The organism is Bradyrhizobium sp. UFLA06-24 (genome assembly GCF_054967145.1).
Genome location: NZ_JADFUE010000001.1, coordinates 496,418 through 509,590, shown reverse-complemented (window position 1 = coordinate 509,590; position 13,173 = coordinate 496,418). Strand labels below are relative to the sequence as shown.

Sequence of the window (13,173 nt, the reverse complement as noted above, 5' to 3'; positions counted from 1 at the left end):
CGTGAGTCATTCAGCAGCGTTTAGAACGTATTCCTCAGGAGCGGGTACTTCGCTTCGATGCCGTCGAGGCTGAAGGTGAATTCGACGACGCGCTCGGGGGCGGCGACGATTTCCTCGGCTGGCGGGGTGAATTGCGGCAGAAGCGTCGCCATTGCAGCCGGCGCTGGTCTCGCGGCGGGTGCCTTGAGCGTCGGCATCTCCGCGGGCGCGGTGAACGACGCCATCAGAGCGGCCACCTCGGCCGTTGGTGCGGCAAGCGGGGCGATCGGCGCCTCGACGATTTCGGCCAGCACGTCCGGCTTCGGCTCGAGCCTGACCGGAACGGCGCTCTCGCGCGCGATGTGCACGGCCTTCGGCTGCAGCGTCTGAGCCTGCACGGTCTGGGCCTGCTCGCGCGGAAACACGCGCGGCATCGTCGCGGGCGACCAGCCGAATGCGGAGGACACGCTGGCGGCGGCCGCGGCGACATCCCCACCAGTCGCAAGGGCGCGCCAGGTCTCGACCGCGCGTTTGGCTTCCTGGATGTTTTCGAGGAATGCGAGTTCGGAGTGATAGCGGCGCCAGCGCCCGGTCTCGAACATTTCGGAGAGATGCTCCAGCCGCTGCTCGGCGAGAGCGCACCAGCGTGCAGCAATGTCGCGACCTGCAGCCGCGGCACGAACCGACTCTTGGCGATGTGTCATAAATCAGCCCGTTTGGAGAAAATACGGACGCGACGCAACGCACACGAATCAATTTAGAAGCGACATGAATATTTTGTGGAAAAGATTTGACTTGTCCAGCAACGACACGGCTCTCGTCACAAAACTCCGTAGTCGTGCGGAGTTTTCAGCGGTTTGCGAGTCAAGCTTCGCACAAGCATAGCGGGCTTGCTGCGCGCCGGCCCCGACTCCCGGCGACGATCAACGCCCGGACTCAACCGCAAGCTGACCGCGCAAGACGCTTCAAGAAATCAGACGCTGAAAAGAAAAGACCCGTCCGGGGGGACAACCGGACGGGTCAAGCCATATGGGCGCTTGGGGTGGATGGGCGCTCGCGCCTGATATGACTGATGGGGAGGGATGACCGCTCCCACATAATTTGGTCGTGACAGCGGGCTGAACGTTCAAAAGCGGCGTTTGATTTTTTAACGTTTGGCCCGCGCGCAATGGTGTCGCAGGCGCTAGCGCGCCGCCGGTCTATCTGCCTGAGAAACCGTGGGTTTATCGTCCGCACTGGATAGCGACGGCTGTTCGATCGCGCGGACGCCGGGATCCTCGCGACGCTTCTCGGCATCTTCACGTTTAGTTGTACCTGCTACAGATGCGACCGGTGTCGTGTTGTCGGCGGGAACGGCCGTCACCGCGGCAAACGCATCGGCCTCGCCGTCGCCGTAGAGATCGTCACGCCCGGGGGAACCGAGGTCACGCGCGGTCTTTGCCAGCGTCATGCGCAGCGCTTCGGGCTTCAGGGCGTAGTTGCGCTCGAGCAGCAGTGCTGCGACGCCGGAGACATAGGCCGCGGAGAACGAGGTGCCCGACGTCATCTGATATTTGCCGTCGGGCGCCGGCAAGAAGATATCGACCCCGGGCGCAGCCAGGGCGATGTAGTTGCCGCGGTTGGAGGCGGTGAACAACCTGTCCTGCTGGTCGGTCGCGCTGACCGCGATCACGTTGGGATTGGCGGCGGGATAAAGCGGCGGCGATTTGGCGCCGGCATTGCCCGCGGCCGCGATCAGCACCAGTCCGCGCGCAGCGGTCGCGGCAATGGCGCGCTCGATCATCGCGTCCTTCGGACCGGCAAAGCTCATATTGACGATCTGGGCGCCGTGCTCGGCGGCGTAGTTGAGCGAGCGCAGGATGATGTAGGACGAGCTCTCGGCGCTGCCGGTGGTGCCGCCGAAGGCCCTGATGGCGATGATGCGCGCCTCCGGCGCGCTGCCCATCAGCTTCGCATGCGCGACGATGGCGCCTGCAATGCCGGTCCCGTGAACATGGGCCCCCTCGCCACTGCCGAGGGGGTCGAAATTGTCGGCAATGGAATTGGCGAGTTCCGGGTGCCTGGCATCGATCCCGGAATCGATCACCGCAATGGTGACGTTGGTGCCGTGCGCCAGCGTGTGCGCCTGCGGCAGGCGCAGCTTCGACAGCGCGTATTGCGCCGGATCGCCTTCGGTCGGCACGGCCGGCTTCTGGTCCTGAAGCAGGTAGCGGAAGTTCGGCTGCAGCGAGCGAACGCTGCCATCGGCCGCGAATTCGCGCCGCACCGTCTCATAGGGCCGGCCGTCGACAATGCGGAACAGGCCCACCGTGGCCCCGATCAACGGGAAATTCTCCGACGAGACGCGGGTCAAGCCGTGACGTCGCGCGAGTTCGTCGGCTTCGGTAGGCGATAGCGCGCTGTCGATCTCGGCGACGAATTCGTTGGCAAAGCTTCGCGTGTCGACGGTGGCGGGCGTGTTGTTGCCTCGTCCCTTGCCGGCGCTCTTCTTGACCGATTTGCCGGAGCCACCCCCGCCCCCATTCGGCTGTCCGAGGCACTCGCCGTCGGCATCGCGATAGGGCGCGGAGCAGGCCGGATAGAGGTTCGGCGAGTAGTGCGCATAGGGCAGAACGGGGTCCGGCGCCATCCGCGCGGTGATGTGAGGCACCGTCGTCACGCGCGGACCGCGATCGACGTTCATGGCGCGTGCCGCGACGTTCGGAGAGATCGTCGGCGTGCGCGAGGGAAGATTGATCGTAGGCGTACGCATGATCGCCTGGGCGTGCGCCACCTCGATGCCGAGGCAGGCGGCGAGCAGGAGCGCAGCTCCGACCGACGAAGCATGGGCCCCGGCTCGCAACTGACTCTCGGGCTTGCGCATCATGGGTGCGAAGGCGCCTTTAGGGCGCTGCCACGGCGAGATTGACGAACTTCTCGCGCTGCATCCTTGCGAGCAGCGCGTTCAGCTCATCCTGGCTCATCGCCTTGTCGAACTGGAGGCGGAACATGCCGCCCTTGGCATCGCCGATGATCGAGGCCTGGTAGTTATCGAGCAGCGCGGTGATGTCGGCGACGCGCGCCTCGGGCGTGAAGCGCACCAGCGCCCGCGACGGCGCAGCCGCTCCGAGCTCGCGCGTGATCGGCGCGCCGGTCGAGAGCGATGCGGTCTGGAAGGTCGAGGTCTGGGTCTTCATCAGCACGGCGCCGATGATGCCGGCCTGCAGCACCAGCGCGATGGAGCCGAGGCTTGCCGACCACGCCAGCGTGCGCGGCGACAGGCTTGCAAAGAACGCGGCGACACGTGTCGACAGCGGCAGTGAACCCGTCGACCGCGCCGGCTCGGCATCGATCGCGGCAAACAGCTTCTGCATCGCGCGGGCCGACGGAGCCCCCAGGCTCTCGTTCAGGTGGATGGTCTCTTCGTATTCGCCGCGGATCGCCGCATATTGTCTGGCAAGCTCCGGATCGCTGGCGAGCGCTTCCTCGACGCGGCGGGTATCACGTGTGTTCAGCGTGCCGGCGGCGTGCCAAGGCAGCAGCATCTCGATCTCACTGGGCTCTTGCTCCAGCATCTTCTTGCTCAATGCCATCATGGCCAGCCTCGCTCAATGCCGGCTGCCTTCAGCAGTTCGGCCAATTTCTTGCGCGCATAGAACAGGCGCGTCTTTACCGTGTTCTCCGGGATCCCGACGATTTCGGCCACCTCTTCTACTGACTTCTCGTGGTAGTAGACGAGGTCGACGATTTCCCGATGGTCCGGCGAGAGGCCCGTTAGACACTCCCGCAACGCTTCACTGGTATCCTTCTTCTGCACCACCGTTTCCGGATCGTCGGAGGAATCCTCGATCGCGTTGGCGGCTTCGTCGTCCAGCTCAAAATCCTTTCTACGCCTAAGCGCAGACAGGGCCTTGAATCGGGTGATGGCCAGGAGCCAGGTGGAAACAGCGGACCGACCCTCGAACTTGCCGGCCTGACGCCAGACGTCAAGAAACACCTCGCTGATGAGGTCTTCCGCCGTCTGCTCGTCCCGCACGAGCCTGAGCCCGAATCTGTAGACCCTGACATGGTGCCGCCCGTACAGCACCTGCATGGCGAGCCGGTCACCTTGGGCGATCCTGGCGATGAGGACCTCGTCCGTAGCCGCCTGTGTCACGCTCAAAGGCCGTCTCGCAAGGTTGGTCGGGTCGATGCGGAGGACGGTTCGACGGGAGGTGCAAAATTGTTCAACCTACCGCACTCATACGGGGACCTGTGTGATCTACCCCACATACGTGCGGTTTCCTTGTCCCACCTGCGGTCGTCCGCTTCTCTCTGGAACGGTAACATAATATGGAAACGCTCTCTTCGGACTTGCCGTGGGCCGGCACAGACGGCCCGATCGAGCCCGGTCCATAACACGCCCCATGCACCTTATGTCGCGCGGCGCCGGCTTTGGTCCGCGATATCGCCTGCGATGCCTAATTGGCTGCAAAATCCCGCACCGCCGAAGGCCCGTCACCGGCCAGTGGCCCGTTTGGATTCGGTTCGAAAAGGATACCAAACCTAAAGGCTTGCCACGTAGATTTTTTCGGCTGACATCCACCATTGGCGGGACCATGAGCACGGCCGCAACGTCCTTTCCGGAGCGGAATGCCGCTGAGGTTGCGGATCTCGTGCTTGCGTCCGATGCGACGTCCCCGGACGTGTGCGCGCGACGGATGCGGCAGCGCCGCCAGATGTATGTCGGCCAGGTCGCAAGCTATTCGCTCGGCGCCTCGGTGCTGCTGCTCTACGCCTTCGACGGCGCCGTCTCGACCAACGTTCCGACGCTGTTCTGGTTCGGGGGTCTGCTGATCATCGGCACCTTCACGGTGCTGTCGGAAGCCGGCGTCGGCGACAGGTTCGCCGACCACTATCTGACGGTCTTCCAGATCTCGGCGCATATGGCGCTGCAATTCGTGTTCCTGGTGTCGGTGCCGACCCTCGGGATCGCCTTTCTGGCGGTGCTGTTCCTGATCTTCGCATTCGGCACACTGCGCATGACCTCGCGGCAGGCGATGGTCACCTGGGGTCTTGCCACCTGCGGGCTCGCCTTCGTGTTCCTGGGCTCAGACCTGCCGATCGGGTTGCCGGTTGCGAGCCGCATCGAGCGCGCCGCTTCGATGCTGTGTTTCGCATTGGTGATCGGGCAGTGCGCCTTCCTCGGCCTGTTCGGCGCCACGTTGCGGAAGATCCTTTACCAGCGCAGCAACGAACTGAAGGCCGCCTATCGGCGCATCGAGGAGCTCGCCGAACTCGACGAACTGACCGGCTCCTATAACCGCCGCTGCATCATGCGGCTTCTCGACGCCGAGATAGAGAAATCGCGTCGGACCGGCAGCCCTTGCGCCATCGCGCTGATCGACCTCGACTGGTTCAAGCGCATCAACGATGCCTTTGGCCATCCCGTCGGCGACGAAGTACTGCGGACCTTCGCCCTCACCATCTTCGCCAACATCCGGCCCGAGGACCGTTTCGGCCGCTATGGCGGCGAGGAATTTCTGCTGCTGCTGCCCGGCGCCACGAGCGAGGCCGCCTCACGCATGCTCGATCGTCTGCGCCGCATCGTCGCCGAGCTCGACTGGAGCGCATTCTCGCCAGCCATGAGCGTGACGATTTCCGCCGGCGTCGTGACGCTGCGCGACGTTGATACTGCCGACACGTTCCTCGCGCGCGCGGACAGCGCGCTTTATTCTGCCAAGGCGCAAGGGCGCAACCGCATTGCCACGGGCTGACCACTTCAATTGCTGCCGGCGCGTGAGAAGACGCCGCCGGACTGAACGCTCCAGGACAGGGCTATGAGATCGAGATCCGTGAAGTCATCCGCAAATTTGCTCGAGGAATTGCAGACCGCGCTCGCGCACGGCACGGTCGCGCGCCGGGTCGAGACGCTGCGCCGCATCACCGATCTCTTTGTCGGCAACGCGGTGGATTACTCCGACGACCACATCCGCGTGTTCGACGACGTCTTCCAGTGCCTGATCGAGCAGATCGAAACATCGGCGAAGGTGCTGCTCGCCGACCGGCTCGCGCCGATCAACACCGCGCCGCCCCAGATCATCCGCACGCTCGCGCTCGACGACGTTATCGAAGTCGCCGGCCCCGTGCTTTCCAAGTCGGAGCGGTTGGACGAGACGACCCTGATCGAGATCGCGCGCAACAAAAGTCAGGCCCATCTCAAGGCGATCTCGCTACGGCGGGTGCTGTCGGAGGCGCTGACCGATGTGCTGGTGACTCGCGGCAATGAAGACGTGGTGCAGTCGACCGTCAGCAATCCGGGCGCGAGGCTCTCCGAGGACAGCCTCGCCGATCTCGTCACGCGCGCCGAGCGCGACGACGACCTTGCCGCCTGCATCGGCCTGCGGCCCGACCTGCCGCGCCATCATTATCTGAAGTTGGTCGCCAGGGCTTCCATGAGCGTGCGCAGGAAGCTGCAGGCCGCCCACCCCGAACTTGCCGACGAGGTGTCGAGCGTGGTCCGGGAGGCGGCGCTGCGGGTCCGTACCGCCGCCATGACCCGGCAGACCGAGATGGCACGTGCGCTCGTAAAGTCGCTCCATGACGACGGCCGTCTCAACGAGTTCCAGGTCACGACGTTCGCCGAGCAGGGCAAGTTCGACGAGACCAATGCAGGCCTCGCGGCGCTGGCCGGCGTCGCGGTCGAGACTGCCGAGACCATCATGATCGAGAGCCGCACCGAGGGCGTCATGATCCTCGCCAAGGTCGCCGGCATGCAATGGTCGAGCGTGCGCGCGATCATCGCCATGCGCGAAAAGCTCTCGGGCGGCTCGCAAACCGACATGCTGTCGCTGCGCGATACCTACGAGGCGCTGCGCAGCTCCACCGCCCAGCAGGTGCTGCGTTTCCATCGCATGCAGAACACGACGTCGGCGGCTTAATACCGCAACACCTTCGACCCGACCGCCGCGCCGATGGCCGTCACGACCGCGGTCGCGATCGTGTACCAGGTCGCGACGAACAACGGCGAGTCGTCGGTGCAGTGCGAAGCGTAGAGCGTGGCGGCAAGCCCGGCCGACAGCAGGCCGGCGAGTGCGCCGGCGAGCGCCGGCCGCGACGGCGCGCCGTGACGCAGGCCGAACAAGGCGCCGGCAAGAAGGGGCAGCGACATTGCGGGGATCGCCGACAGGCACGCCCGTGAGTTCTTGCCGACGAGCCGCATCGTCATCGGCATGGCCGGTGCCATCATCGCCTCGCTGCCGATGGCAACCGCAAGCAGTCCGACGGGCAGCAACAGGAGCCAACCCCAGCCGCGCATCAAGGCTTCGGGCCGCGACAGATGCAGGCTGATGATGATCGCGGGGATCGCGAGCGACAGCGTGACTGCGAACTTCATGTCGAAGAACGGATTGTGCATGGCGCTCATCACGTCCGAACGCACGCCCAGGAACGTCGCGAAGATCAGGATCGACAGCGGCGCCGCGACCAAAAGGCCCGTCGTCAGCAACGCACCGACGCGTGGAGCGCGGTGGGCGTTGTCGGCCGCGAGCGTGCGGATGAGTTGATCGGTGTCCATGATTAGTTGTCTCGTAATTTGGCCGTCAGGGCCGCAAGCCCGCGATGCAGCGCAACCCGCACCGCACCTTCGCTCATCGAGAATTTCGCCGCCGTATCCTTGATCGAGGCGCTATCGACTGCGATCGACTGCAACACGTCGCGCTGGCGCTGCGGCAGCGTGTCGAGCTGCGCGGCGACCTCGCCCGCCGAAGCCCTCTCCTGCGGCGCCTCGCCGGGCATCGTTTCGGCGAAATCGTCGATGTTGACGAAGACGCGCCGGCCGCGGCGCCTCAGCGCATCGATCAGCTTGTTGCGCGCGATCGCGAACAGCCAGGGGGCGAAGGGCGCTTCGCTGTCCCAGGTGTGCCGCTTCAGATGCACCGCCAACAAAATCTCCTGCACGATGTCCTCGGCCTGATCGGGAGGCTGCCCGGCCCTCGCCAGGCCGCGCCTCGCAGCAGCGCGCAGCACCGGCGTGACCGCTTTCAACAGCCGATGATACGCCGCATCATCGCCTGCCATGGCCGACCGCATCAGGCCGGTCCATTCGTCCTCACGTCCGCGCACGCGCGCCCCTCACCATTGCAATTCGGCCGCTCTTTCAATTTGTTACGCCGGAGCCCAACCGATCACGAAGTCGTGATCACTGGGCCTCGCCCCGAAGCAGCCGCAGATCGTCCGGTCAGGCTCATAACACCGATCGGCCCGTGCCGCACCCGGCCGGCCGGGGCGCCCAACCGCTTTGCCCCGGTTTTGCCCGGTGTGGCCCGAAGATTCCCACTTTTTGCCCCGCTGTCGTCATGCACCAGGGTCTCTGTTCGCCCCCGGGACGGGCGTATTGGGGAGATCGTCGACATGATGAAAGCCAGCGAATGCGCGGCATTGGTGGTTTTGGCCGGAGGATTGCTGCTGTCCGGCCTAACGGCGCAGGCCGCGCCGAGCTCTGCGGCCGGCACGAGCGCCAGCAAACAGGCCGATGAGAGCAAGCCAGCCAAGCCGCGAAGCCATTCGTCTCGCCGTCATACCGACAGCAAGACGGTGCAGAAATCCGACGACAAAGCCGACAAGCCCGACCAGACGGCTGCGACGGCGCAGGCCGACGGGGCCAAGACTGGGAACAAGGCTGGCACAGAGGCCAGCGCCGACGTGCCGGGCTCGAGCCAGATGCCGCCGGAAGTCGCCAATGCCAATGCGCAGCTGGCTCCTGCCGAAGCAACCCCGCCTGCGGCTGCGGCGACCGCAATGACAGGGCGCGCCAACGACAACGTTCAGGCGGCAGCGGATAACACCACGGCTCCCAATGCCGAGAGCCAGGTGGTCGCGTCCGACCAGCTCAACGACCTCGATCGCGCCCTGCAACAGGACAGCCCGCCCGCCCAGAAAGCAGTGATCGCCGCAACCGATGCGCAGCCGCGTCCGGCGCCGGTGATGGCGAGCAGCCAGCCCAACTCGGCCTGGGACCAGAGCTCCCTGATCGGCAAGATCTTCATCGGCGTCGGTACGCTGCTGACACTGGCCTCCGCCGCGCGCATGTTCATGGCCTGATCCGGGCTTAATTTTTGACCTGACGGATACTCCTCGGGGGCGCGCGGGTTGCGCGCGTCCCGGCGGCTCCTGGCCCCTTGAAGCCCACCCCGCCAGCGGGCACATTGCCGGCTCAATCAAAAGCGCGGGTGGAGCATGAGCACGTTCGAACACATCATCGTCGAAAGCAAAGGCGCGGTCGGCATCATCAAGCTGAACCGGCCGAAGATGCTCAACGCGCTCTCGTTCGGGGTTTTCCGCGAGATTGCAGCAGCCGTCGACGACCTCGAAGCCGACGACGCCATCGGCTGCATCGTCGTGACCGGCAGCGAAAAGGCTTTCGCAGCCGGAGCCGACATCAAGGAGATGCAGCCGAAGAGCTTCATCGACATGTTCTCCGAGGACTTTGCCGCGATCGGCGGTGACCGTATCGCACGCTGCCGCAAGCCGACCATCGCGGCGGTCGCCGGCTACGCGCTTGGCGGCGGCTGCGAGCTCGCCATGATGTGCGATTTCATCATCGCCGCCGACACCGCCAAATTCGGTCAGCCCGAGATCACGCTCGGGACCATCCCCGGCATCGGCGGCACCCAGCGCCTGACGCGTGCGATCGGCAAGTCCAAGGCCATGGATCTCTGCCTCACGGGGCGCATGATGGATGCGGTGGAAGCCGAGCGCAGTGGCCTCGTCAGCCGTATCGTACCGGCAGACAAGCTGATGGAAGAGACCATGGCAGCCGCGGAGAAGATCGCCGCAATGTCGCGGCCGGCGGTCGCGATGGCCAAAGAGGCGGTCAACCGCGCCTTCGAGACCACGCTCAGTGAAGGCATGAGCGTCGAGCGCAATCTGTTTCACGCGACCTTCGCGCTCGAAGACCGCTCCGAAGGCATGGCTGCCTTCATCGAGAAGCGCAAGCCGGTGAACAAGAACCGGTAAAGCCGACGGACGGTCAGGCTGGTGTAAGGCTGCGCCCCTTTCCGCAGAACCCCTGTGACGCGCCTGCAACAAGCACGGATTTCATGGGGGTTTCCTCCGCGGCAGTTTGCCTGCGCGACCGGCGCTGGGTAAACAGTTAAGAGAGCCGCCGTCGGCGGGGGCGGACAGCCGGGGTTTGCGGGATTACATGATTGGGCGTGCCGCCAGAATTGGTCGCGTGAGGACGCGGCGTCGATCGGGCGTGGGTCCTGTCCTGGCGACATGGACTACGCTGGCGCTCTGCTGCGCCCTGCCCGCTGCAGCCCACGCCGAGGCCCTGCCGGAAGCGCTGGTCAAGGCCTACCAGACCAATCCGCAACTCAATGCCGAGCGCGCAAGACAACGCGCCACTGACGAGAACGTGCCGCAGGCATTGGCCGGCTATCGGCCGCAGATCGTGGCGAGCCTCAGTGCCGGCTTGCAGGCGGTGCGCAACCTGCTTCCGGATAATACGATTCAGACCGCGTCGCTGAAGCCCTGGACCATCGGGGTCACGGTGTCGCAAACCTTGTTCAACGGCTTCCGCACTGCCAACAGCGTGCGGGTCGCCGAACTCCAGGTGCAGTCCGGCCGCGAGGCATTGCGCAATGTCGGTCAGGGCGTGCTGCTCGACGCGGTTACCGCCTACACCAACGTGCTGGCGAACCAGTCGCTGGTCGAAGCCCAGCGCTCCAACGTCGCCTTCCTGCGTGAGACGCTTTCCATCACCCAGCGCCGTCTCAACGCCGGCGACGTCACCCCGACCGATACCGCCCAGGCCGAGGCGCGGCTCAATCGCGGCCTTGCCGATCTCAATGCCGCCGAGGTCGCCCTCGCGGTAAGCCAGGCGACCTACGCCCAGGTGATCGGCAATGCGCCTACCGCGCTTCGCCCTGCCGAAGTGGTCGATCGCTATCTGCCGAAGAGCCGCGAGGATTCGATCGCGATGGCGATCCGCGAGCACCCGGCGGTCATGGCCGCGAGCTTCGACGTCGACGTCGCCTCGACCAATATCCGCGTCGCCGAGGGCGCGCTGCTGCCGAGCGCCAGCCTCCAGGGCAGCGTCAGCCGCAGCCGCGACAGCGACCAGACACTCGGCACCCGCGCCACCGACCAGGCCTCGATCGTCGCCAACGTCACCGCGCCGATCTATGACGGCGGCCAGGCCGCCTCGCAGACCCGGCAGGCCAAGGAAGTCACGGCGCAGAGCCGGCTGGTGCTCGACCAGGTGCGCAACCAGGCACGCACCGCCGCCGTCAGCGCCTGGGTCGCCAATGAAGGCGCCAAAATCGCGGTGTCGGCTTCGGAGTCCGAGGTGAAGGCCGCGACCGTGGCGCTCCAGGGCGTGCAGCGCGAGGCCGCCGGCGGACAACGCACCACGGTCGACGTGCTGAACTCGCAGGCCGATCTGATCCAGGCCAGGGCCCGCCTGATCGGCGCGCTGCGCGACCGCGTCATCGCCTCCTACACGCTGCTCAGCGCGGTCGGCCATCTCGACGTCAAGACGCTGAGCCTGAACACCCCGGACTATCTGCCCGAAGTGCACTACCATCAGGTCCGAGACGCCTGGCACGGCCTGCGCACGCCGTCGGGGCAGTAACTTTTCGGTCGACACCGATGAAGAGCCGCCGCATTCATCTGATGGGGGCTTCGGGCTCCGGCGTGACGACGCTCGGCCGCGCACTGGCGAGCCGGTTGGCGCTGCCGCATCACGACACCGACGATTATTTCTGGCTGCCGACCGCGCCGCCCTACCAGACGACGCGCCCTGCCGCCGATCGGCTGCGCCTGATGCGTGAGATGTTTCTGCCGCGTCTCGATTGGGTGCTCAGCGGCACCGTCACCGGCTGGGGCGACGAACTCGTCCGGTTCTTCGATCTCGTTGTCTTCGTGACCACACCGCGCGAGCTTCGTATGCAGCGTCTGCGCGCCCGGGAAGCGACGCACTTCGGTGCCGACGCTGTCGCGCCCGGGGGCTGGCGCGGCCAGGAGGTGGAGGCGTTCGTTGAATGGGCCTCGCACTACGACGCCGGTGATCGCAACGGACGCAGTCTCGTGAAAGACGAGGCATGGCTCGCCCGCCTGTCCTGCCCGGTCGTTCGCGTTGACGGGTCACGCCCCGTTGCCGAGCTGGTCGAGCTGCTATGCAGCGAAGCACAGCGACTACCCTGACCATGTGATATTGTTCTTCGCGACAAGGCATAAGGGAACGAAGCAGGAGTGAAGCCATGCTCAACCGACGCAGTGTCCTGCTTACCTCTCTCGCCGCCGGAGTAGCCATGAGCACCAGAGCCCACGCGCGTGCGTCGCAACCCGCAACGCCGGTCAATTTTGACGTCCCGCCGCACGCCTGCGACTGCCACACCCATATCCACGGTGATGTCGAGAAATTTCCGTTCTTCGCCGGCCGGGTCTACACGCCGGAGCCGGCCTCACCGGAAGAGATGGCCGCGTTGCACAAGGCGCTGCATATCGAGCGCGTCGTGATCGTCACCCCGAGCGTCTACGGCACCGACAATTCCTCCACCCTGTTCGGCATGAAGGCGCGCGGAGCGAATGCGCGCGGTGTCGCCGTGATCGACGACAAGACGACGGAGGGCCAGCTCGACACCATGCAGCAGGAGGGTTTTCGCGGCATCCGCATCAATCTCGCGACCGGCGGCATCAGCGATCCCGATGTCGGTCGCGCCCGCTTCACCGCCGCTGCCGAACGCATGAAGGCCCGCGCCTGGCACGTGCAGCTCTACACCACGCTGCCGATGATCTCCGCCATCAAGGATCTGGTGCTGGCTTCACCGGTCCCTGCCGTGTTCGACCATTTCGGCGGCCTCGAGGCCTCGCTCGGACTGGAGCAGCCCGGCTTTGCCGACCTCGTCGCGCTCGTCAAATCCGGCAAGGCCTATGTGAAGATCTCCGGCGCATACCGCTCGTCGAAGCTTGCACCCGATTACCAGGACATGGTGCCTTATGCCCGCGCGCTCATCACAGCGAATGCGGACCGCATCGTCTGGGGCACCGACTGGCCGCACCCCGATTCGAGTCACGTCGAGGGGCGGAAAGCCACCGACATCGCGCCGCTCTATCAGATCGACGATGGCCGCCTGCTCAACCAGCTTCCGGTGTGGGCGCCGGATGCGGATGTGCGCAGGAAGATCCTGGTCGATAATCCGGCGCGGCTGTACGGTTTCTGAGCCGCGGTGG

Annotated in this window: 13 protein-coding genes; 7 read left to right on the top strand and 6 right to left on the bottom strand. The window is 65.5% G+C overall.

Going from position 1 to position 13,173, the window contains the following annotated elements; genetic code table 11:
* Positions 1 to 20: 20 nt before the first annotated feature.
* The 4 genes from IF809_RS02225 to IF809_RS02210 all read right to left on the bottom strand — a co-directional run bounded on the left by IF809_RS02225 (position 21) and on the right by IF809_RS02210 (position 4,120).
* Entirely contained in the window at positions 21 to 683 is a 663-nt protein-coding gene (locus tag IF809_RS02225) for a TIGR03809 family protein (protein WP_462836699.1), read from the bottom strand.
* A 479-nt stretch (positions 684 to 1,162) separates the two neighbouring features.
* The gene (locus tag IF809_RS02220) at positions 1,163 to 2,845 is read right to left on the bottom strand and encodes a S8 family serine peptidase (protein ID WP_462836698.1); all 1,683 of its coding nucleotides are present in this window, start codon (positions 2,843 to 2,845) and stop codon (positions 1,163 to 1,165) included.
* A 16-nt stretch (positions 2,846 to 2,861) separates the two neighbouring features.
* Entirely contained in the window at positions 2,862 to 3,554 is a 693-nt protein-coding gene (locus IF809_RS02215; RefSeq protein WP_462836697.1) for a hypothetical protein, read from the bottom strand.
* A complete protein-coding gene (locus IF809_RS02210; RefSeq protein WP_164938793.1) occupies positions 3,551 to 4,120 on the bottom strand; it encodes a sigma-70 family RNA polymerase sigma factor in 570 nt (189 codons plus the stop codon). Before IF809_RS02210 ends, IF809_RS02215 begins: the two co-directional genes overlap by 4 nt.
* Positions 4,121 to 4,556: 436 nt before the next feature.
* On the opposite strand from IF809_RS02210, the gene IF809_RS02205 reads away from it, so the two are divergent.
* Both IF809_RS02205 and IF809_RS02200 read left to right on the top strand, forming a co-directional pair.
* Positions 4,557 to 5,714 (top strand): GGDEF domain-containing protein, encoded by a 1,158-nt coding sequence (locus tag IF809_RS02205; RefSeq protein ID WP_453991966.1) that lies wholly within the window; start codon positions 4,557 to 4,559, stop codon positions 5,712 to 5,714.
* A 63-nt stretch (positions 5,715 to 5,777) separates the two neighbouring features.
* Positions 5,778 to 6,878, top strand: coding sequence for a DUF2336 domain-containing protein (locus IF809_RS02200; RefSeq protein ID WP_128967350.1), 1,101 nt, complete (start codon positions 5,778 to 5,780; stop codon positions 6,876 to 6,878).
* Here IF809_RS02200 and IF809_RS02195 read toward each other — a convergent pair.
* Both IF809_RS02195 and IF809_RS02190 read right to left on the bottom strand, forming a co-directional pair.
* On the bottom strand, positions 6,875 to 7,513 hold the full coding sequence (locus tag IF809_RS02195) for an NrsF family protein (protein WP_128967351.1): 639 nt from the start codon (positions 7,511 to 7,513) through the stop codon (positions 6,875 to 6,877). The two genes, IF809_RS02200 and IF809_RS02195, sit on opposite strands and share 4 nt — an antisense overlap.
* 2 nt (positions 7,514 to 7,515) lie before the next feature.
* The gene (locus IF809_RS02190) at positions 7,516 to 8,061 is read right to left on the bottom strand and encodes a sigma-70 family RNA polymerase sigma factor (RefSeq protein WP_128967352.1); all 546 of its coding nucleotides are present in this window, start codon (positions 8,059 to 8,061) and stop codon (positions 7,516 to 7,518) included.
* Between the two features lie 288 nt (positions 8,062 to 8,349).
* Here IF809_RS02190 and IF809_RS02185 point away from each other — a divergent pair, with 288 nt between their 5' ends.
* The 5 genes from IF809_RS02185 to IF809_RS02165 all read left to right on the top strand — a co-directional run bounded on the left by IF809_RS02185 (position 8,350) and on the right by IF809_RS02165 (position 13,163).
* Positions 8,350 to 9,039, top strand: a complete 690-nt coding sequence (locus IF809_RS02185; protein WP_462836696.1) for a hypothetical protein — start codon at positions 8,350 to 8,352, stop codon at positions 9,037 to 9,039.
* 135 nt (positions 9,040 to 9,174) lie between these two features.
* Entirely contained in the window at positions 9,175 to 9,954 is a 780-nt protein-coding gene (locus tag IF809_RS02180; protein WP_128967354.1) for an enoyl-CoA hydratase, read from the top strand.
* A gap of 187 nt (positions 9,955 to 10,141) precedes the next feature.
* A complete protein-coding gene (locus IF809_RS02175; RefSeq protein ID WP_128967355.1) occupies positions 10,142 to 11,572 on the top strand; it encodes a TolC family outer membrane protein in 1,431 nt (476 codons plus the stop codon).
* A 17-nt stretch (positions 11,573 to 11,589) separates the two neighbouring features.
* Positions 11,590 to 12,144 (top strand): P-loop NTPase family protein, encoded by a 555-nt coding sequence (locus IF809_RS02170; protein ID WP_128967356.1) that lies wholly within the window; start codon positions 11,590 to 11,592, stop codon positions 12,142 to 12,144.
* Between the two features lie 56 nt (positions 12,145 to 12,200).
* Positions 12,201 to 13,163 carry an amidohydrolase family protein gene (locus IF809_RS02165; RefSeq protein ID WP_128967357.1) on the top strand — a complete coding sequence of 321 codons (963 nt, stop codon included), beginning with the start codon at positions 12,201 to 12,203 and terminating at the stop codon, positions 13,161 to 13,163.
* Positions 13,164 to 13,173 lie beyond the last annotated feature (10 nt).